14 protein-coding genes are annotated in these 21,539 nt (G+C 65.2%); 6 read left to right on the forward strand and 8 right to left on the reverse strand.

What is annotated here, in order from left to right; genetic code table 11:
- Positions 1 to 53 precede the first annotated feature (53 nt).
- From N4261_RS10945 to N4261_RS10960, 4 genes are read left to right on the forward strand one after another with little or no spacing between them, the layout of a single operon-like run.
- Positions 54 to 977 (forward strand): branched-chain amino acid ABC transporter permease, encoded by a 924-nt coding sequence (locus N4261_RS10945; protein ID WP_261760176.1) that lies wholly within the window; start codon positions 54 to 56, stop codon positions 975 to 977.
- Positions 978 to 997: 20 nt separating this feature from the next.
- On the forward strand, positions 998 to 2,122 hold the full coding sequence (locus N4261_RS10950) for an ABC transporter permease subunit (protein ID WP_261760177.1): 1,125 nt from the start codon (positions 998 to 1,000) through the stop codon (positions 2,120 to 2,122).
- 22 nt (positions 2,123 to 2,144) lie between these two features.
- Positions 2,145 to 2,924, forward strand: a complete 780-nt coding sequence (locus N4261_RS10955; protein ID WP_261760178.1) for an ABC transporter ATP-binding protein — start codon at positions 2,145 to 2,147, stop codon at positions 2,922 to 2,924.
- A 17-nt stretch (positions 2,925 to 2,941) separates the two neighbouring features.
- Positions 2,942 to 3,658 carry an ABC transporter ATP-binding protein gene (locus N4261_RS10960; protein ID WP_261760179.1) on the forward strand — a complete coding sequence of 239 codons (717 nt, stop codon included), beginning with the start codon at positions 2,942 to 2,944 and terminating at the stop codon, positions 3,656 to 3,658.
- Positions 3,659 to 3,854: 196 nt separating this feature from the next.
- Here the strand turns inward: N4261_RS10960 and N4261_RS10965 are convergent, their stop codons facing one another.
- The 3 genes from N4261_RS10965 to N4261_RS10975 all read right to left on the reverse strand — a co-directional run bounded on the left by N4261_RS10965 (position 3,855) and on the right by N4261_RS10975 (position 8,383).
- Positions 3,855 to 5,258, reverse strand: coding sequence for a phosphatidylinositol-specific phospholipase C domain-containing protein (locus N4261_RS10965; protein WP_261760180.1), 1,404 nt, complete (start codon positions 5,256 to 5,258; stop codon positions 3,855 to 3,857).
- A gap of 290 nt (positions 5,259 to 5,548) precedes the next feature.
- Positions 5,549 to 6,916, reverse strand: coding sequence for a phosphoinositide-specific phospholipase C-related protein (locus N4261_RS10970; RefSeq protein ID WP_261760181.1), 1,368 nt, complete (start codon positions 6,914 to 6,916; stop codon positions 5,549 to 5,551).
- Between the two features lie 360 nt (positions 6,917 to 7,276).
- Positions 7,277 to 8,383 carry a Leu/Phe/Val dehydrogenase gene (locus tag N4261_RS10975; RefSeq protein WP_261760182.1) on the reverse strand — a complete coding sequence of 369 codons (1,107 nt, stop codon included), beginning with the start codon at positions 8,381 to 8,383 and terminating at the stop codon, positions 7,277 to 7,279.
- 405 nt (positions 8,384 to 8,788) lie between these two features.
- Between N4261_RS10975 and N4261_RS10980 the strand changes: the two genes are divergently transcribed.
- Together N4261_RS10980 and N4261_RS10985 are read left to right on the forward strand one after the other, a co-directional pair.
- Entirely contained in the window at positions 8,789 to 11,716 is a 2,928-nt protein-coding gene (locus N4261_RS10980; protein ID WP_261760183.1) for a DUF2339 domain-containing protein, read from the forward strand.
- The gene (locus N4261_RS10985) at positions 11,703 to 13,208 is read left to right on the forward strand and encodes a DUF3999 family protein (protein ID WP_261760184.1); all 1,506 of its coding nucleotides are present in this window, start codon (positions 11,703 to 11,705) and stop codon (positions 13,206 to 13,208) included. Before N4261_RS10980 ends, N4261_RS10985 begins: the two co-directional genes overlap by 14 nt.
- Before the next feature lie 246 nt (positions 13,209 to 13,454).
- On the opposite strand, the gene N4261_RS10990 is transcribed toward N4261_RS10985, so the two are convergent.
- The 5 genes from N4261_RS10990 to N4261_RS11010 all read right to left on the reverse strand — a co-directional run bounded on the left by N4261_RS10990 (position 13,455) and on the right by N4261_RS11010 (position 21,342).
- Positions 13,455 to 14,201, reverse strand: coding sequence for a 2OG-Fe dioxygenase family protein (locus N4261_RS10990; protein ID WP_261760185.1), 747 nt, complete (start codon positions 14,199 to 14,201; stop codon positions 13,455 to 13,457).
- A 120-nt stretch (positions 14,202 to 14,321) separates the two neighbouring features.
- The gene (locus N4261_RS10995) at positions 14,322 to 15,308 is read right to left on the reverse strand and encodes an LLM class flavin-dependent oxidoreductase (RefSeq protein WP_261760678.1); all 987 of its coding nucleotides are present in this window, start codon (positions 15,306 to 15,308) and stop codon (positions 14,322 to 14,324) included.
- 172 nt (positions 15,309 to 15,480) lie between these two features.
- A complete protein-coding gene (locus N4261_RS11000) occupies positions 15,481 to 16,542 on the reverse strand; it encodes a S1C family serine protease (protein WP_261760186.1) in 1,062 nt (353 codons plus the stop codon).
- Between the two features lie 164 nt (positions 16,543 to 16,706).
- On the reverse strand, positions 16,707 to 18,923 hold the full coding sequence (locus N4261_RS11005; RefSeq protein ID WP_261760187.1) for a hypothetical protein: 2,217 nt from the start codon (positions 18,921 to 18,923) through the stop codon (positions 16,707 to 16,709).
- A 181-nt stretch (positions 18,924 to 19,104) separates the two neighbouring features.
- Entirely contained in the window at positions 19,105 to 21,342 is a 2,238-nt protein-coding gene (locus tag N4261_RS11010) for a hypothetical protein (protein WP_261760188.1), read from the reverse strand.
- Positions 21,343 to 21,539 lie beyond the last annotated feature (197 nt).

Here is a 21,539-nt window from a genome sequence, read left to right on the forward strand (position 1 = left end):
CCTTGTGACCGGTCGCTGGCGAAAGCCATGTCCAACAGATTGCCGGGGCCTTCATGGAGATACTTTTTCAGCAGATCATCAACGGCTTGGTGCTGGGCAGCATGTATGCCCTGGTCGCACTGGGCTACACGATGGTGTATGGGATCATCAACCTCATCAACTTCGCGCACGGCGAGGTGCTGATGGTGGGCGCGCTGGTGAGCTGGACGGTGGTGACCGCGCTCGCCGGGCTGGGCCTGCCGGGCTGGCTGCTGATGATCATCGCGCTGGTGTGCGCGGTGGTGGTCTGCATGGTGCTCAACTTCGCGATCGAGAAGATCGCCTACCGGCCGCTGCGCAATGCGCCGCGCCTGGCGCCGCTGATCACCGCCATGGGCATGTCGCTGCTGCTGCAGACGCTGGCCATGATCATCTGGAAGCCGAACCCCAAGCCGTTCCCGCAACTGCTGCCCACCGAGCCGATCCAGATCGCCGGTGCGGTGATCACGGTGACCCAGGTGCTGATCCTGGTCTCGACGGTGGTCATCCTGGGCGGCCTGCTGTTCCTGGTGAACCACACCAAGATGGGCCGCGCGATGCGCGCCACCGCCGAGAACCCGCGGGTGGCTGCGCTGATGGGCGTCAAGCCCGATGCGGTGATCTCGCTGACCTTCATCATCGGCGCCGCGCTGGCGGCCGTGGCGGGTCTGATGTGGGCGGCCAACTACGGCACGGTGCAGCATTCGATGGGCTTCATGCCCGGACTGAAGGCCTTCACCGCCGCGGTGCTGGGCGGCATCGGCAACCTGGCCGGTGCGATGGTGGGCGGCGTGCTGCTGGGGCTGATCGAAGCCATCGGCGCCGGCTACCTCGGTGACCTGACCGGCGGCGTGCTGGGCAGCCATTACGCCGACATCTTTGCCTTCGTTGCGCTGATCCTGGTGCTGACGCTGCGTCCGTCCGGCCTGCTGGGCGAACGTGTCGCCGACCGCGCCTGAGGCCAGAGGAGAACCCACTCATGCAAAAACAATTCAACAAGCTGATCGTCTTCCTGATCGCCGCCGCCGTGCTGCTCACGCTGCCGCTGTTCACCCAGCAGCTGGGCAACGGGCCGGTGCGCATCATCGACCTGGCGCTGCTGTATGTGCTGCTGGCCCTGGGCCTGAACATCGTGGTGGGCTATGCCGGCCTGCTGGACCTGGGCTATGTGGCCTTCTATGCAGTCGGCGCCTATCTGTTCGCGCTGCTCAACAGCCCGCACCTGGCGGAGAACTTCGAGACCATTGCGGCCAACTTCCCGCAGGGCCTGCATCTGCCGCTGATCATCGCCATCATCGTGGCGGCGATGCTGGCGGGCCTGTTCGGTGTGCTGCTGGGCGCGCCGACCCTGAAGCTGCGCGGCGATTACCTGGCCATCGTGACGCTGGGTTTCGGCGAGATCATCCGGGTGTTCCTGAACAACATGGAATATCCGCTGAACATCACCAATGGCCCGCGCGGCATCGGCCAGATCGACGGGGTGCATTTCCTCGGCTTCGAGTTCAGCCAGTCGCATGAGTTCTTCGGCTTCACCGTGCAGTCGGTGTCGATGTACTACTACCTGTTCCTGGCACTGGTGATCGGCTCGGTGGTGATCTGCTACCGGCTCGAGAACTCGCGCATCGGTCGCGCCTGGATGGCCATCCGCGAAGACGAGATCGCCGCCAAGGCCATGGGCATCAACACCCGCAACATGAAGCTGCTGGCCTTCGGCATGGGCGCGACCTTCGGCGGCGTGGCCGGTTCGATGTTCGGTGCCTTCCAGGGCTTCGTCTCGCCCGAGTCCTTCAGCCTGCAGGAGTCGGTGATGATCGTGGCGATGGTGGTGCTGGGCGGCATCGGCCACATTCCGGGCGTGATCCTGGGGGCGCTGCTGCTGGCCGCGCTGCCGGAAGTGCTGCGCTATGTGGCCGGCCCGCTGCAACAGATGACGGACGGCCGGCTGGATGCCGCCATCCTGCGTCAGCTGCTGATTGCGCTGGCGATGATCGTGATCATGCTGCTGCGTCCGCGCGGTCTGTGGCCGTCGCCGGAGCACGGCAAGGCCGCCCCGACGCCGGTGGATGGCCCCGACCATTCCGCCAAAACCGCCAACGCGGCCTGAACACCGGCAGGAGCAAAGACGAATGACTGAAACCGTACTGAAAGTCGCCGGTGTGTCCAAGCGCTTCGGCGGCCTGCAAGCGCTGAGCGAAGTCGGCATCGAGATCAAGAAGGGCCAGGTCTATGGCCTGATCGGTCCCAATGGCGCCGGCAAGACCACCTTCTTCAATGTGATCACCGGCCTCTACACGCCGGACGCCGGCAGCTTCGAGCTGGGTGGTCAGGCCTATCGGCCGCAGGCGGTGCACCAGGTCGCCAAGACCGGCATCGCCCGCACCTTCCAGAACATCCGCTTGTTCGCCGACATGACCGCGCTGGAGAACGTGATGGTCGGGCGCCATGTGCGCACCCACTCGGGGCTGCTGGGGGCGGTGTTCCGCACGCCGGGCTTCAAGAAGGAAGAGGCCGAGATCGCGGCCCGGGCGCAGGAGCTGCTGGACTATGTCGGCATCGGCAAGTACGCCGAATTCAAGGCGCGCACGCTGTCCTACGGCGACCAGCGTCGCCTGGAAATCGCCCGCGCGCTGGCCACCGATCCCAAGCTGATCGCTCTGGACGAACCGGCGGCCGGCATGAATGCGACCGAGAAGGTGGTGCTGCGCGAACTGATCGACCGCATCCGCAACGATGGGCGCACCATCTTGCTGATCGAGCACGATGTGAAGCTGGTGATGGGTCTGTGCGACCGCGTCACCGTGCTGGACTACGGCAAGCAGATCGCCGAAGGCACGCCGGCGGAAGTGCAGCGCAACGAGAAGGTCATCGAGGCCTATCTCGGTGCCAATGCGGCTCACGCCCACTGATCCAAGGACTCAACAAGATGGCAGACAACATCCTGCTTCAGGTCTCCGGCCTGAAAGTGGCATACGGCGGCATCCAGGCCGTCAAGGGCGTCGATTTCGAAGTGCGTGCGGGCGAGCTGGTCAGCTTGATCGGTGCCAACGGCGCGGGCAAGACCACCACGCTGAAGGCGGTCACGGGTCTGCAGCCGGTGGCCGTGGGCGATGTCCAGTTCATGGGCCGGTCGATCAAGGGCCAGGGCGCCTGGGACCTGGCCAAGCAGGGCCTGGTGATGGTGCCGGAAGGTCGCGGCACGTTCACCCGCATGACCATCACCGAGAACCTGATGATGGGCGCCTACATCCGCAAGGACAAGGAGGTGGATGCGGACATCGACAAGGTGTTCGGCCTGTTCCCCCGCCTGAAGGAGCGCCGGAACCAACTGGCCGGCACGATGTCCGGTGGCGAGCAGCAGATGCTGGCCATGGGCCGTGCACTGATGGCCCGTCCCAAGGTGCTGTTGCTGGACGAGCCGTCGATGGGCTTGTCGCCGATCATGGTCGACAAGATCTTCGAGGTGGTGAACGACATCCACCAACAGGGCGTCACCGTGCTGTTGGTCGAGCAGAACGCCAGCCGGGCGCTGGAACTCGCCAATCGCGGCTATGTGATGGAGTCCGGGTTGATCACCATGCAGGGTGAAGGCCGGACGCTGCTGACCGATCCGAAGGTGCGGGCAGCCTACCTGGGCGAGTGAGGCCGGCCCGCCTTGCGGGCTCGAATTACGGCGGGCTGCGGCGCACGCGATGTGCCGCAGCCCGCGCGCCTTCTGCACTGTGGTCGCAACGCCGGTGCGCGGCATCGCGGAGTTCCGTGTCATTCCGTGCTGCCGCGCAACATGACGCGCCATGCATCATGGCGCGTCATGGCCCGTCAAGGTGGGCCTTCCTCACTTATTGCTCGCTCGTCCAGTACGCATTGGACTTCTGGTCGATCGGCAAGTAGAGGTGCTGGTTCTCGTAATAGGTGCCGTACTTGGCTCGGAAGTAATCGACCGTGCGGGTGTAGGGGTTCCGATAGACATACAGGTCGCCGGGATTGGAGTAGCCGTTGGGCACCCAGTACTTGGCCCCGCGCTTGGCCGGGAACTCATGGCCAATGAGAACCCAGTCGCCATTGTCCTTACCGTCGATCGGGAAGTAGCCGTAGCGTCCGGCTCGCTTGGCGACCAAGAAGTCGAGCGTCTTCGTGTAGGGGTTGTTGTAGATGAAGAGCTCTTGCGCCTGGGCGGTGCCGTTTGCCTGCCATGCGCTGGCGTTGCGTTCGATGATGGCGTCGATCAGCGGCTTGCCCGGAAAGTCTGCGGCGACGATGCCCACGTAAGCCGGCATCTCCTTTTTGATCACGCCGGCTGCCATCTCGTTCATCCCCATGTAGTAGATGCATCGGGCAGTTCCGCCGGCACAGACGTCCCGCGGCAATTCAGGGTAGGCCAGATCCCACTCAGGCACCCTCAGGAAGGTCGCCTGATGGCCACCGAACATCGACGTGCGTGCGCCTGCCGAGACATACGGAGGGTAGGTCCCGGAGGACGCGAGGTTCGTGATGTAGTACGCGGCGGGGTCCGGGAACGATTTCAGTCGAGCCTGGGTCGCCACAAACTGTTCGTAAGGGAACTGCTTCGTCGAATTCTCGAATCTGTTGAGCACATTGAAGTGGCGGATCGGGATCCCTGATTTGTCAATATCCCATTCGTCCCAAGCATAGTTGTTCAGGATCACGATCTTGCCCCGCACCTTGCCCAGCGTCGGTGCCAAGGTGTCCACCGTCCACATCCATGGGGCGAAGTCCGCAGCTATCCTGTTGAAGGCCGTCAGAAACTCTTCGCTGGAAGCCGTGGAATATTCCTGCTTCAGCGACACGATGACGGTTTCGGTGGGATGTCGCTTCAGAAAGCTGACCACGTCGTAAATGCCGCTGCCACAGCTCTTGCGCATTGACAGCTCCTCGCGCTGGAACTGCAGGCTGCCGTTGGTGAGGCGGCAGCGGAAATCCAGGAAGCGAATCCCCGCCTGCAACTGGTCCACGAGGTTGAGGCTTTGGCTTTGGTAGGCCAGGCTTCTGGTGTGGTCGCCGTAGGTCGCGGATTGATTCGTACCCGGGATGGACATCTTGAACAACGGGCGGTCGTCCGGGATGGTCGACATCCAATCCGCTTGCATCTGATCCCCAGCCCACAGCGGCTTGGGCCAATAGGCGTCTTCGTATTCCCAGGGGCCAGCCTTGGCGGTGGTGCACACCACGGCCAGCAAGGCGCTGACACTGGGGGCGATGAGTCTTGAAAGTTGGGCAGTCACGGGATGGCTCTCCTGTCATGCGAGCGACGGCTCGCGGATGGCGATGGCACTTCACGGGGAGGTGCGGTGACCTGCGCAGTGAACGCGGCGCGCTTTCATGCGATCCGCCCGCAGGGCTCAGGTCACCCATCAGTTGCCGTCCCGCTGAGGTCGTTCACCCTCGGACAGGTCGCTTTGGCGTGAAGCCTGCCTTGCATCAGGTGTTGGGTCCCTGGAAGCAAGTCAGGGCGCCCCTGGCGCCCTGATCTGAGGGTCACGGAGTGACGTGCCTCACTCACTCACTCACTCACTCAGTGCACGATCTCCCAATACGCGTTGGAGGTCTGGTCGACTGGGAGCCAGAGTTTCTGGTTGTCGTAGAAAGCGCCTTGTTTCGCGCGGAAGTACTCGATGGTGTGGCTGAACGGATTCCGGTAGACATACAGGTCCCCCGCATTCGAATAGCCGTTGGCGATCCAGTACTTGGCACCCGGTTTGGTCGGGAACTCGCGACCCAGCAACAGCCAGTCGTTGTTGTCCTTGCCGTCGATCGGGAAGTAGCCGTAGCTGCCGTCGCGCTTGGCGGCGAGGAAGTCCACCGTCTTCGTATAAGGGTTCTTGTAGATGAAGACCTCGTTCTTCTGCGCGGTCCCCGCCCACTTCCATGCACTGGCATTGCGCTCGATGATGGCGTCGATCAGTGGCTTGCCAGGGAAGTCTGCGACCACGATGCCGACGTAGGTGGGCATCTGCTGCTTGAGGAAGCCGGCTGTCAGCTCGTTGAGCCCCTTGAAGAAGATGCTGCAGATGCCGATGAAGCAGTCGTCCCGCGGAAAGTCAGGGTAGCTGCTGTTCCAGCCGGGCGTTGTCCGTCCGGTCAACAGATGTCCTCCATACATTGACGAGCGTCCGCCGGCCGCGAAATACGGAAACGATCCGCCAGTGCCCACGATGAAGGTGACCTTGGCGGCGTTGCCTTCAGCGAACCCGCCCAGCCGCGACTTGACCTTGGTCCAACGGTCATACAGGTCCCAGTTGCTCGACATCTGGGGGCTGTAGAGGACATCGAAGTTGGCGCCGAGGAGCGTGGAGTAGTCTTGGCTGGACTGGTCCCATCCTCGATTCAAGATCACCATCTTGCCTCGTACCTTTCCCAGCAGTGGATTCGGTGTGTCCCCCTTCCAGATCGAGCCGGAGAAACTCGCTGCCATCTGGTTGAATGCCCCCTGGAAGACGGCGTTGGGAGCGTTGGAGTACTCCTGCTTCATCGACACGATGACGGCTTCCTTGGGATGTTCGGCCAGGAAGTTGGCCACGTCGGCCATGCCGCTCGCGCAGCTCTTGCGCATCCACACGTCGTAGTTGTGGAACTGGAGGCTGCCGTCGATGAGTCGGCATCGGAAGTCCAGGAAACGAATGCCCGCCTTCAGCTGATCAGCGATGCTGAGGCTCTGGTTCTGGATGGCGTCGCCACCATAACCGTTGGAGGCGGATTGGTGAGTGCCAGGGAGGGACATCTTGAGCAATGGACGGTCGTCGGGGATGGTCGACATCCAGTCCATTTGCCACTTGTCCCGAGCCCAGAGGGACTTGGGCCAGTACGCGTCGTTGTAGTCCCAGTCCCCGGCTTTGGCGGTCGTGCAGAGCACGGCCATCAAGGCGCTGACACATGGGAGCATGAGTCTTGAAAGTCGGGCAGTCACAGTATCGATTTCCTGTCATGCGAGCATGAGCTCGCGGTTGGCGATGACACTTCACGAGGAAGTGCGCTGGCCCGCACAGTGGCGCGGCGCGTTTGGATGCGATCCGCCCGCACTGCGCAGGTCGCGCCTCAGTTGCCGCAGTGAGCCACGGTCGTTCACGCTCTGACAGGTCGTTCTGGGGCCAGGTCTTGCCTTGCATCAGGCGCTCGATGACTGGAAACAGGAGGGGCCGCTCGCCGCGCCGCTGGTTGTCGGTGCCCGGAAAAGCGAAAGGGCGCCCACGGCGCCCTTTCTTGCGATGAGCGGCACAGGGGCCGCTCCGGTGACTGCGTGAACTCAGGCCGGCTTGACCAGCAGCGAACGCGCCCAGGCGTCCGCCTCACGGGCCGGGGTCTGGCCGCTGGTCTTGATGCGATCCAGCAGCTCGGCGACGCGACCACGGATCTGCGCGACCTCGTTCATCACCGCCGTCTCTTCGCCTTCGTTGCGGAACTCGCGTGCCACGCTGATGATGCCGCCCGCATTGACCAGGTAGTCCGGCAGGTAGGTGATGCCGCGGGCCTGCAACGCGTCGCCATCGGCGGCGGTGGCCAACTGGTTGTTGGCGGCGCCGGCAATCAGCTTGGCCTTCAAGGCCGGGATGGACTGCGCATTCAGCACCGCACCCAGGGCGCACGGGGCCACCACATCCACCTCGGCAGCCAGGATCTCACCAATGCCGACCGCTTGGGCGCCCAGCTTGGCTTGCGCGCGGGCGACCTTGTCGGCGTTCACATCGGCCACGACCAGTTGAGCGCCCGCGCGGTGCAGGTACTCCGCCAGGTGCCAACCCACCGCGCCCAGGCCTTGCAGGGCCACACGCACGCCTTGCAGGGACTCACGGCCCAGCACGCGTTTCACGCCCTCGTCGATGGAGACGAACACGCCGTAGGCGGTCTTGGGGCTGGGGTCGCCGCCGAAGGCGCCTTCACGGGGAATGCCCGACACATACTGCGTGTGCGCGGTCATGCCCAGCATGTCGGCGGTGGTGGTGCCGACGTCCTCGGCGGTGATGTAGGCACCGTCCAGCGACTGCACCGCGCGGCCGAACGCCGCGAACAGGGCCGGACGATCAAAGTCGCCCGCCGGCTTGATGATGACCGCCTTGCCGCCGCCGAAGGGCAGGTTGGCCAGGGCGTTCTTCAGGCTCATGCCCTGCGACAGGCGCAGCGCGTCATTGAGCGCGGCCAGTTCGTTGTCATAGCTCCAGAAGCGGCAGCCGCCGAAGGCTGGACCGCGCGCGGTGCTGTGCACCGCCAGGATCGCCTTCAGGCCGGTGACCGGATCGGCCGCGAGCAGCACGCGCTCATGCGGCGATTGGTCGGGCAGACCGAACAGCGAGGAGGGGATGGAGTCGGAGGAGCCGGCGGCGAGCGCGCGGGCGATGTCGGTGAGGGCGTTCATGCGAGAGCCTGCACTTGTGATGCGTAAGGGGAGAACCCGTGCCAGCGGCGCCGGGGGAACGGACCCCGCGCGCTTGTGGCGCCGAGGGTGCGTCAGTGTAGAGGGCCGCCCAGCGGGCTGCTTGCCCCTTGGGCATCAGGGCATGCAAGCTTTGCATGCTGGGCCGGGTTTCGTGCGGTGAGTGGCGGATCCCTCCCAAGGGTGGGTGGCGCAATTCCGGGCCGCTTCCGTGTCAAAGTCCGGGCACTTCGGAAATTTCAAGCAGGACGTACCGAAGGCGCGCCACCCGACACCGACCGTCGCGGGAGGTGACACGGGAGACCCGGCCGCTGGATGGCGGCAACGGGCGACGATAGGCTGTCAGCGACAGGGCAGCGAAGGCAAGGCCATGGGAGGGCAGACAAGGTGCCGTTGATCGTGATGGTGGTGGTGGGGGTCTTGATGGGCGCCGCACTGGACAGTGGGTTCTTCGGCGCCGTCGTCGGCGGCGTGGTGGGGTGGTTGCTGCACCGCAGCCGGTCTCAGCAGCAAGAGATCAAGCAGTTGCAGGACGCCCTGACGCAGTGGCGCGAGGTCGCGCTGGCTGCGGTGACTCGACGCGACACCGCGCCCGAGGCTGAAGCCCCCTCGGCCGAAGGCGAGGCGATGTCCGACACGGGCCGACCACCGTCTCCGTTGGTCACCTCGGCGGTGCACCCGTCGACGGCTGCGCCCACACCGGCGCACCCACCTGCCTCGGCGACGGTGCCGGCGTCGACCTTGACCCCTGCCGGGCCGGCCGCAGCGTCTGCAGCGGCGGCCGTCGAGATTTCCGCTGTCGCAGCGCGTTCGCCGGCGTCAGGAGACCCCCTCGCGACTGCCCCGGTCCCCGCTCCCGATCCCGATCCCGATCCCGATCCCGTTCCCGTTCCCGTTCCCGTTCCCGTTCCCGTTGCGCCTTCCGCACCGGTGCCGACGCCGCTTCCCCCGGCTCGTCCGGCCGCGCCCCGCTCCCCGGACCTCTTCGATCAGGTTCGTGCCTGGCTGGTGGGTGGCAACACCATCGCCAAGGCCGGCATCGGCATCCTGTTCATCGGCCTGGCCTTCCTGGCGAAATACGCCAGCGACCAATCGCTGCTGCCGGTGGAGCTCCGTCTGGCCGGCATCGGCGCGGTCGCGCTGGCGCTGCTCGGGCTCGGTTGGCGGTTGCGCCAGGCGCGCCCGGCCTTCGGGCAGGCGTTGCAGGGTGGGGCGGTGGCGGTGCTCTATCTGACCTTGTTCGTCGCCTTCCGCTTCTACGGCGTGCTGGCCGCCGGACCGGTCTTCGGGCTGATGGTGATGGTGGCGGGGCTGGCCGCCGCGCTGGCGGTGCGGCAGGACGCCCGCAGCCTGGCGGTCATCGGCGCGCTGGGCGGCTTCGCCACACCCTTGCTGGTGTCCAGCGGCAGCGGCAATGTGCTGGGCCTGTTCAGTTACTACCTGGTGCTGGATCTGGGCATTGCGGCGGTGGCCTGGTTCCGCAACTGGCGGCTGCTCAACGCGGTGGGATTCTTCTTCACCTTCTCTGTGGCCACGGCCTGGGGCGTGCTGAAGTACGACCCCGCGCAGTACGCCATGGCCCAGAGTTTCCTGATCGCCTACTTCCTGCTCTTCACTGCCGTGCTGCTGATGCCGGTGCGGCGGCTGTCCGCTGCCCCGGCGCGCAGCGATGCCTGGATCAACGGCGGGCTGCTGTTCGGCGTGCCGACGCTCAGCTTCGTGCTGCAGCACGGCCTGATGCGTGACACGGCTTACGGCACCGCGCTGTCTGCATTGGTGATGGCGGCGTTCTACGTGGTGCTGGCCACACGCCTGCGCAAGAGCGCGGCGCTGAAGGGTCTGTTCGATGCCACGCTGGCGATCGCCACCGTGTTCATCAGCCTGGTGATTCCCTTTGCCCTTGATGCCGACAGCACCGGCGGCGCGTGGGCGCTGGAAGGGGCGGGGCTGCTCTGGCTGGGCTTCAGGCAGCAGCGACGCCTGCCGCGCCTGTTCGGCTACGCCTTGATGCTGATCGCCGGCTTCACGCTGATGATGGCGCGGGAATGGCATGGCGCGCCCGCCACCGTGTTCAACGGCTGGGCCTTCAATGCGCTGCTGCTGGCGGTGGCGGCTCTGGCCGGCGGCTATTTCGTCCATCGCGGCACCTCCACCGACCCATCGCTGAAGGATGAAGCGAGCGCCGAAGGGCTGCTGATCGGATGGGGTCTGCTGTGGGCGCTGGGTGCCGCAGCGGTGCAGATCGAGCTGTTCACCACCGAGCGGCAGAGCGTGACGGCCTGGCTGGCCGCGCTGTCCGCCCTCACGCTGGGCCTGACGACGGGCGCGCTGCGGCTGCGCTGGCGCCACCTGGGCCTGCCGCTGATGGCGCTGGCGCCAGCGCTGCTGCTCCTGGCCTTGGGCTCGGTGGTCCTGCTGGACAACCCGGCGCAGCAGGGCGGCTGGTGGGCCTGGCCGTTGGCATTGGCGCTGCAGGTGTGGGTGCTGCGTCGGTTGTCGCCGGATTGGCCAGCGCGGGCGCGCCATGCGGTGCACGCCTTCGGGCCTTGTGTGTTGGCGGTGCTGGGCGCGCAGGGGGGCGGCGACCTCACCCGTCACTGGGGCGACGCCCACACCGCCTGGCCCTGGCTGGGCACCCTGGCGGTTCCGGCGCTGCTGTTGCTGCTGCTGCCGCGAGCCGCCACGGCCGCTCGCTGGCCGGTGAAGGCCGAACCAAGGGCCTATCTGATTTCGGCAGGGCTGGTGCTGGCCACGTCACTGTTGCTGTGGACGCTGCTGGCGAACTGGTTCTCGAGCGGCAATGCCCGCCCGCTGCCGCATGTGCCGCTGCTCAATCCGCTGGATCTGGGCGTGGCCGCGGCCCTGTATGCGGTGTGGATGTGGTTGCGCCATCCGGCCGCGCGCGCCCGGCTGGCCGGCGCCGCGCCTGCGCCCATGGCCTTGATGGCCGGGATCGCTTTCTTCTGGATCAATGCGATGCTGCTGCGTGCCTTCCACCACTGGGCGGACATCCCCTACCGATGGGCGTCGTGGACGGATTCACTCGCGGTGCAGACCGGCGTCACCTTGCTGTGGTCGGTGACCGCGCTGGCCTTGATGTGGTGGTCGGCCCGTCGCGTTCGTCGCACCCCGTGGATGGTGGGCGCCGCGCTGCTGGCGGCCGTGGTGGCCAAGCTGCTGCTGGTCGACCTGTCGGGCAGCGGCACGGTGACCCGCATCGTGTCCTTCATCGGCGTCGGGGTGCTGATGCTGGTCATCGCCTATGTGGCCCCCTTGCCCTCGACTGCGAATGAGTCCAAACGTGAAGCCTCTTGAGATCGTCGTTGCGCTGCTGGCGGGCAGTGTGTCGCTGTGGACGCTACCGTCATGGGCCGCTTCCCATGCGCCCGCCGCCCCGGCGTCCGCCCCCGCATTGCGCTGGCAGGCCGCCGTCACCCTCCAGCAGGAGGGCAGCTTCATTGCACTGCCCTTGCCACCCAGCGCCTATGCGCACAGCCTGAGCCCCGGCCTGGCCGACTTGCGCGTGGTGGATGCCGCCGGGCAGCGCGTGCCGTATGCGTGGCTGCCACAGCCGGAAGGGGCACCCCGTTCAGAAGAGAGCCTGCGCGCGACCACGGCCTATCCGCTGCCGCGCCGCACGGCGCCGGATGCGGCACTGCAGTCGCCGGTGGAGGTGCTGGTGCAGGGCGACCGCCTTCGCGTGCGGCGCCTGGGAGGCGGCGACACGCTGGCCCGACCCGATGCGATGTCCCCCGGTTGGTTGTTCGACCTGGGCGAGCGCACGCCCGGCGAAGCGGCGCCGCAGAGGCTGCGGCTGACGTGGTCGGGGCCATCGGAATTCGCCGCGACGTTCGACATCGACGCCAGCGAGACCCTGCGCGACTGGCGTGGTGCCGGCAGCGGTCAAGTGATGGCCTTGAGTGCGCCGTCCGGGGCGCTGCAGCAGCGCGATGTGCTGCTGCCGGCCGATGTGCCGCGGTTTGTGCGTCTGGTGTGGCGGGACACCTCGACGGCACCGCAGCTCACGGGCGGGCAAGCGGTCCGCATTCAGACGGGCCTTGGCGCGCAGACCGTGACTGAAACCTTGCGCTTCACGCCCAGCCCCGAGCCGGCCGGCCGGTGGCCCCTTGTGCCGAATTCGCTCCACTTTGATCTGGGTGGGGGCTTGCCGATCCACGCCGTCGACCTTCAACTGCCCCCGGCCACCCGTGTGGTGCCGTTGCGCCTTCAAGGTCGGCAACGCAGCGACGAGCCGTGGCGCGAGCTCGGCAGTTGGGTGGCCTATCGCCTGGACCGGCCGGATGGGCAATCGCCCACCAGTCATTCGCCACCGATGGCGGTGCCGGCCACGGTTCGCTATCTGCGCTTGCTGCCGGATGAACGGACCGGCGCCCTCGATGCCGCTCGTACGCAGCTCGTGGTGAAGGCCGCGTTGGCGACGCTGGTGTTCGCCAGCCAAGGCCAGCCGCCGTTCCAGTTGCAGGCTGGCGCGGACAACGCGGCCAATGGGGCGCTGCCGATCGGCATGCTGGTGCCGCAGCTGGATCAGGAACGGGACCGCCTGGGGCGCGCGCAACTGGGCGAATGGACGGAAGTCACCGCGGTGGCGGAGCAGGCTGCCGCGGACCAGCGACGGGCCGCCATGCGCGTCTGGCTGCTGTGGGGCGTATTGCTCGCGGGCGTGATTGCATTGGGCGCGATGGTGTGGAAGCTCGCTCGCGGTGCGCGACACGACACGTCAGCCGCCGCGCAGCCGGTCGCCGAAAACACGCGCGATCCTCAAGCCGGTGGCTCATCGGCACCTTGAACGATGCGGGTTCACTGCGACAGCACGCCGGCGTCGTGTCAACGCTACGCCGGAGCAAGTGTGAACAAGGTGGCGTGAACTGGCGGGCAGGATGCCAATGCGCGATGCGGTGATCCGCTGATGCGCTGCCGTGCTGCCGTGCTGATGCGCTGATCTGCTGATGCGCTCAGCGTGTCTTCGACATCCTCGATGAGGCAGAGACATGCGCGGCGGCCGGCGCCTTGGCGCGCCGAACCGCACACGGGATCAAGGGCCCATGAAGGTCTCGGACCGCAGCGTCACCACCAGGGTGTCGCGGTGGCCGGCATGCATCGGCTCCATCGGCTGAATGGGGGTGGTTTCGTGGATGACCCGCTCGTCATCCAGCAGCAGCAGCGTCCAGGGCTCCATCATGGTGAAGCGCATGCCGCGCGGGCCGTCGGCCTCGAAGACGCGGGACTCGCCACCCTTGATGCCTTGGCGTGCCAGCATGAAGACGGCCACCAGGTCGACGCCATCCCGATGCGCGCCCTCGGGCGTGGGTCGGCCGATGCCGCCGGCGGTGTCGATGCGGAACTGATGCGCCTCGACGAACCAGGGGCGGGTGCCCTTCAGACGGTCGGCGACCCCGGCCAGACCCAGCATGAGTCGCGACCAGATGGGCAGCTCGATCGCCCCGGGCGCCATTGGCTCGAACCACCGTTCGATGCCGCCGTGCAGCGCGTTGTAGTCCAGCGGTTGCCAGTGGGCGCGATGCGGCGCCAAGCGCACTGCGGGATCGGCCTGGGCATCGACGACGAAGCTGGCGTGGCGGCGGAAGCGGTAGCGGCCGCCGTCGCGCAGATACGCGTCTGCGGGCAGGTCGTTCCAGAACGCCTGCAGCGCGCGCAGGTCGGCGGTCTGGCAGTGCAGCCAGTGGGTCAGGCTTTCCGGGGCGATCACGGTATGACCGAGGTCGGACAACTGCTGCTCGAACTGGGCGGCGCTGGAATACGGCGGCGGAAAATGCTTCATGGTCGGCAGTATCGCGCTGCGCGGGCCGACCGACGTCGAGTCCTTGTCGGCATCCGGGATCAGCGGTGCAGGATGCGCCCGCGTGTCGCGGGACTTTGCGCCAATCGGTGAGAGGGCGGGTCAGCGATTCAGTCCCGCCAGCAGCTCATAGGAGCGGCGACGTGCGGCCGCGTCATGCACCGCACAAGCGACGATCAGCTCGTCCGCCTCGGTGCGGGCCAGCGTCTCCTCCAGACGTGCGCGTACCGTGCGGGGCGATCCGACGATGGATTCGGAGAGCATCCGCTCCACCGCGAGCTTCTCGCCCGCAGTCCAGAGCGCATCGATGCTGTCCACCGGGCGAGGCAGCAGGCCGCGCTCACCGCGTTGCATGCCGAGGAAGCGCTGCTGGATGGAGCTGAACAGGCGGATGGCTTCTGCATCGGTGTCGGCCACGATCACATTCAGGGCGACGGCCGCATAAGGTCGCGGATGGCGCTCGCTGGGTCGGTACTGGGCACGGTAGATCTCCAGCGCCTGCATCAGCATCGCCGGCGCGAAATGCGAGGCGAAGGCGAAGGGAAGGCCCAGGTAAGCCGACAGCTGGGCGCTGTACAGACTGGAGCCGAGCAGCCAGATCGGCACCTCGGTGCCCTGGCCGGGGACTGCACGCACGACCTGGTCCTTCTTTGCGGGCGCCAGGTAGGCCTGCAGCTCCAGCACGTCTTCCGGGAAGCGGTCCTCATGGGCCGTGGCCAGGTGCCGGCGCAGGGCGCGCATGGTCGGGCCGTCGGTGCCGGGGGCGCGGCCCAGGCCGAGGTCGATGCGGCCGGGGAAGAAGGTCGCCAGCGTGCCGAACTGTTCGGCGATGGTCAGCGGCGCGTGGTTGGGCAGCATGATGCCGCCGGAGCCGACGCGGATGGTCTGGGTGGCGGCAGCGATCTGGCCGATCAGTACCGCGGTGGCGGAGGACGCCACGCCCTCCATGTTGTGGTGTTCCGCCACCCAGAAGCGCTCGTAGCCGAGGCGTTCCGCGTGCTGGGCGAGGGCAATGCTGCCGCGCAGGGCTTGCGCGGCGTCGCCGCCTTCAACGATGAAGGCGAGGTCGAGAACAGACAGTCGGGTCAGCATGGGACGCGAGTCTAGGACGGAGCGCGCGGACGTGTCGGCGGCGGGGGCTTTCTGGTTGTGCTTTTCGCTGGCGCATGTACGTGGGCCCGTGCCTGTGCCCGTGCGTGTTTGTGTGCGCCAGTGCCAGTGCCAGTGCCAGTGCTGGGAGGTTCGCGTGCGAGTAGCGCGCTCAATCGCTGCCGAGCTGCACCTTGACCTGCCATGATCGGCCCGCCTGCGAGACGGTGAGGGTCACCGAATCGCCGATCTGGAAGTCCTCGAGTCGATTGAGCAGGTCATCCAATGAGGCGACGGTTTGGCCATTGACCTCGGTGATGACGTCGCCATGCTGGATGCGTCCATCGCGACCTCGCATGAACGGCTGCAGGCCGGCCTTGGCGGCCGGTCCGCCGGCCTGCACACGCACCAGCACCACACCCTTGGGCAGGTTCAGGGCCTGGCGCAACCCCTCGGCGCCGGCGCTGATGCCCAGCGCGGGCCGAATCACGCGGCCGTTCTTGATCAATTGCGGGACCACGCGATTGACCTCGTCCGCCGGGATGGCGAAGCCGATGCCGGCGCTGGCACCGCTGGGGCTGTAGATGGAGGTGTTGACGCCGATCAGGCGACCGGAGGAATCGAGCAGCGGGCCACCGGAGTTGCCGGGGTTGATGGCCGCATCGGTCTGGATCGCGCCGCGAATGGTGCGCTGGGTCAGCGACTCGATCTCGCGATTCAGGGCGGAGACGATGCCGCGGGTGAGCGTCTGGTCCAGCCCGAAGGGATTGCCGATGGCGTAGACCGTCTGTCCGACCAGCAGGTCGCGGCTGCTGCCCATGGGGACGGGGGGGAGTTTGTCGCGCGGTGCCTGGATCCGCAGCACGGCCAGGTCGCGGTCGGGATCGATGCCGACCAGGCGAGCGGCGAAGCTCGATTGATCGGAGAGCGTGACCCGGGCGGCGTCCGCGCCCTGAATCACATGGAAGTTGGTGACGATGTGGCCCTGCTCATCCCAGATGAAGCCGGAGCCGGTGCCGCGGGGCACCTGCGACACATTGCGGGAGAAGAAGTCGCGTTGCTGCTCCAAGGTGGTGATGTGCACCACCGACGGCGAGACACGTCGGAAGACGGCGATGTTGTTCTGCTCCTGAGCGTCCAACGTCCCGCGCGGGGTGACCGCGCGGGGCTGCTGGGCCCAGGCAGGGAGGAGACACAGACTCAGCAGTCCGAGGAGCAGGCGGCGATGAATCATGGCGTTTGCGTTGAGACAACACCCGCATTATCGACTTCGTCGACGCGAGTGCGGGCCTTATTGATTCATGCGCCGTCCCTGGTGCTCCTGCTTTCATCTGAGGGCCTACTGGCGCTTCACGCTCAAATTGACGCGTTCCTTCCTGTTAAGGGTTGGTTGTCATATTAGGGCGCTGAGGTGTTTAAATTCGAATCGCTCGGCACAAGTTCCAGATAGGTCATTTTACCAGCTGATGAAATGGGTATGGCCGAGTCATTCCACACCCATCGGTGAGTCTTGCTCTTGGATGCGGTCAGTGTCTCGTATTCGGCGCTGCGCCAGATTCTTTCGCCCGCATTGCTTGCTACGCCATTGCTTCCACAATAGAGGAAAAATCTCTGCCAGCGAAGATTCTGAGCGTTGACATAGTCGCTTGGATAGTCAAAGCGAACAAGATCATTTGCCGAGGCCGCATTGTTGAGATTGACCAATTTGCCAGAGTAGGAGAGCGCCATGTCACCATAGCCTCTGCTGTCACATTTCTGGCCTGGGTATGCCCGTGGAAGCCTGATCGATGATTCATTCTTCACATAGAGGCCTATATTTTTCTGGGACTTGTCGATGGGCGGGTTTACCGTCAAGTATCCGGTGCTTTCCATTGCCTCGCTAACGAGCCGCTTGGATTCAATTGTCTCCAGCTGTGCCTCTCCGCCAGCAATTTTCGAGTCCTTTCCCATTTGTAAGTTTCCATCCAGTTTTAGAGCGGTCGGTCTCCAACCCTGCTGGTTCTGCTTTACCGGCGTGAAGCTGGACGCGTCTGGATATCTGTCCGGCTGGATCGTGACTTGTCGAGCTTTGATGTCCTCAGATGAGAAATTGTTGACGTTGATCAGGTCCTTTTGGTTGAAATCCCATGCTGCAGTGGGTTTCGCTGTTCCGTCGCGGCAGGTGGTGGCGCCCAACTGGTTGCAACTGGTCGGCAAGGTGGACGAATCATCGCCTCCCCCACTGCCACTTTTGCCGTTGAAGTAATACCAGCTTTCGGCGGCAAGAATCCCGGGCTGTCCTCCGCTTGCATCCGCCATTGAAATGGGGTTGGGTACTTGAGTGGTGCCTTGCAAACCCGCTAGCTGAACGCTTTGAGCGGGCGAAAGGGTGGGCATAGCCAGTCGCCCCTTGTACCCGGCGGCATGCAAAGCGGCAGCAAGCTGTGCAGAGGCCCCAAAAGGCAATGCATGGTTGCCGGTGTAGTAGGGCTGGGTGTTGTAAACCAGGCTCCTCAGTCGCCATTCTGGCTTGTTCTGAGAGACATTGGAACCCACTGTGCCGGTGCCCGAGGTGATTCCGGCAATGTTCTGTGAATCAGTTCGCCATGTTTCCTGCAATTGCTTGATGATGTTTGGTCGAAGCTTTGCGTTTACATAATCGGAGCAGAACTGGATGCCGTTGTCGAATTCAATGGAGCCAGCTTTGAAGATTATTTTAATGTTGCTTCTGCAATCGATGCCATACAGTGTTTGGAGCGTCGCTGGGTACTTCGCTTTCCAGGCATCCTGAGCTTCGCCGGTGAATGGCTTCCCGTGGCGGTACATATCGCAAAACGATTGGCCGCTTGATGAGGTAAAAACTTTTGAGCCGATGACGACGTTGATCTCTTTGATGGACGTGTCGAGGCAATCGACGTCATAGACGCGACTCAGCTCTCCATCGAGTCCGTAATCAAGCGGTAGGCGCCCTGCGCTACCCATCGCGAATTTCGCAATCTCCCGTGCGCCGTTTCCGACAGTGCCGCCGCCACCGACAGATCCGCCACCGATGGATCCCCCACCACCCGATCCGCCGCCCGATCCCCCACTGCCTGATTCCGCACCGGGATCGTCGCTGGTGGGGCCCTGTTCCAACACGATGGACACTGCGAGTCGCGGCAGCGCGTCCTGCCCGGTGACGCTGTCCTTCACGGCGGACTGCTGGTAGGGCAGCAGCAGCGAATCAGCGCCGCGCACATAGTTGAGCTTGAACAGTTCTGCCACCGTGGGTTGGTAGCCGTTCTGCACGGTTTCGCCGTTGAGGGTGAGCTTGCAATCCGGCTCTTGTGAGGGCGCGGTGCCGATGGTGCTGCCGGCAACCAGCTTGACATCCGCACAGGCCGCCGGCAGGGCGCGGATCGCTTCGGCATGCCGCAGCATGTAGCGGTTGACGCCCTCATCGATGGCGGCCAGTTGCTCGCCGGCCGCTTCGCCCAGCTTCACCATCTGGTGCATCCGCAGCGTGAGCATGAAGCCGACGCTCAGGCCTACCACCAGGGTGCTGGCCAGTGCGATCTCGATCAAGGTCATGCCGCGGGCGAGGCGGAAGGGCGGCAGGCCAGCGCCGCGCCGGGATCGGCGCGACGGCATGGCCACGAGGGAAGACGGGGGCGGGGTCAACCGCCCGGAACAAAGGTCACGCATGAGACGACGGCGCCCCGAACGGGCGCATGGTTGGAATTGGTCCGCATCGTCGTCAGGGTGTGGGACTTCAACAATTGCTCAGAGTTGGAGTCCTCGTCTCGATTGGTGCTGGCTTGTTTGAGCTGGCGACACTTCACTCATAGCCACTCACCCACGGACCGTTGGGTCCGATGAGGATGTCCTCATTCGTGTCACGCCGGGAACCGGTTGTGAGCGAGCCATTCGCCGCGTAGGTCGGCTCCAACCACCTCCAGACATGGGTCGCTCGGTAGGTCTGCGAAAGTGCCTCGTATTCGGAGTTTCGCCAGACGGCTTCATTGCGTTCGCTGCCTGAAGGAGGATGTGTGGGGGACGTGGCCTTCGTCGCGCCGCAATAGAGCATGAACCGATGAAAACTTCGGCCATTGGCATCCAGCAGAACCTGCTTTCCATCGTCGTTGCTGACCAATTGGCCAGGCAGGCTCAGGGCGATGTCCTCCAGGTCGTTTTCCCTGGCGCAGGGTTCACCCGGCATGGCTCGGGGCAGCCGCAGCGCTGCGCCGTTGTGCACATAGAGTGCCGCATGTCGTTCACCCAAGATCTGGCCACCTCTCGGCGTGCCGACGGTTGTCTTGCTTTGAAACGAGGCATTGTGGGTCGCACCGAGATTCTTGGCCACCACCACGCTGGCCTCGACGACGTCGGCCGCCATCGTGGACCGTTCGGACATCTGAAGATCGCCACGAACCGTCAACGCGGGTCGCCCTGAATTTTGAGGACTGATCAACGCAGGGAGTGCGGCGGAGTGGTTCTGCCAGTTTTGGTAGCGCACCTCCAGGGTGCCCGCCTGAGCATGTTTCACGCGGGTGAGGTCTTGTTCATTGAAGTCCCACGCCGAAGTGGGCAGCGCCGACCCATCCACGCAGACGTACTTGCCGTAGGGCACGCAAGGCGGAAGCGTCGAAGGGGTTTCGCCTCCGGATCCAACCGTCTGGTTGTCCAGGTAGTGCCAGCTCTCGGCAGCCAGGATCCCCGGCAGTCCACCTCGGCCGTCGGCTCGTTGAACCGGATTGGCGGTGCGCAGCTTGCCTTGCAGGCCATACAGCTCACCCGGAGGCTCGGCGGGACCCGCGGGGGTGTCGACCGATTGCCACCCCGGCATCGACAGACGCCCCTTCAAGCCAGTCGCATGCAAGGCGGCGGACAACTGAGCCGAGGCGCCAAAGGGCAGCGACGCGGATGTGGCGCGGGGGCTGTAGTGATAGGGCTGCGGGTTGTAGACCAGGCTGCGCAGCCGCGTTCGGCTATTGCTGCCTCCTGTTCCCGACCCGGTTTCAGTGCCTCCCGTTGCAGCGGAACTCTGACCCGTGTTGGACGAGGTCCAGAACTTCTGAAGCTGTTGGATCATCGTCGCCGCCAGGCTGGCCTGAACATAGCTCTGGCAGAACCGGCTGCTGTCGGGGAACTCCAGCACACCTGGGATGAACACGGCGGGGGCGATGCTGTTGCAGTCCGCGCCGTAGAGGGTCTTGAGCTTTGCGGGATAGTAGAACGCCCAGTCGCTGCGAAAGGATCCTCCCAGGGTCATTTGACGGTAGGCGCCACAGAACTCCGCCCCAGTGCCCTGATAGATCGCGGTGTTGTAATGGTCGCCTGGGGCCTTGTCCGGATCTTTGACGGCATGCAGTTCGTTGAATCCATTCGACCCCCTTACCCAATCACACGACGCGTCAAACACGGTGGCGAGTTCGCCGCTGGCCTTGTAGGTCACCGCAAGCCGGCCCCGTCCCGTGCCTTCTTCAAAGGTGGCAATGGATGAGCCCGAACCCGGCCCGTTCCCACCGCCGTTGTTGCCGCCGCCGCCATCGCCGCCCGATCCAGACGCCTGCTCCAGCACGATGGACACGGCCAGCATCGGCTTGGGCAGCGCCGGGTTGATGGCATCGAAGGGCAGCATCAGTTCGCCCGACTCGGGACGGCTGATGTAGCCGAGCTGCCACAGCTCTTGGATGGCGGGCTGGAATCCGTTGATCACGGTGAGGCCGTTGGCTGGCATCGCGCATTGGGGATCCGGCACCGAGGCCGTATCGAGCGCCGGGATCACCGCGCAGGTCGCCGGCAGCCCGGCGATGGCCTGCGCGTGCTGCTGCATGTAGCGGTTCACGCCGGCGTCGATCAGGTTCAGTTGCTCGCCCGCGGCTTCACCCAGTTGCACCATATGATGCATGCGCAAGCTCAACAACATGCCAACGCTCACACCGACGATCAGGGTGCTGGCCAACGCCAATTCGAGCAGGGTGAATCCGCCGTCGTGCCGGCCCAGGGGGCGGGGCGTCGCCCGGCGTGCGGTCTGTTGTCGCGCCGATACCGCGAGCGGGTTTGAGTGATGCATGGGGCCCGCCGGACCTCGGGAGCCACGTTCGCTGGAGGGGGACGGATGGCCCGATTGGCCAACACGGCGCGCCTGAAGTGGGGTGCGGGAGGTGAGCATGGGCATGGGCGACATCGCCAGTCGAGCGCTGGCGCTTGGGTTGTTCCAGCCCGCATCGTCGTGACTGACCTACACGCTGCCAACTGATGCTGTTTGCG

Origin of the sequence: Roseateles amylovorans (assembly GCF_025398155.2) — a bacterium.
Taxonomy (GTDB): Bacteria; Pseudomonadota; Gammaproteobacteria; order Burkholderiales; family Burkholderiaceae_C; genus Roseateles; species Roseateles amylovorans.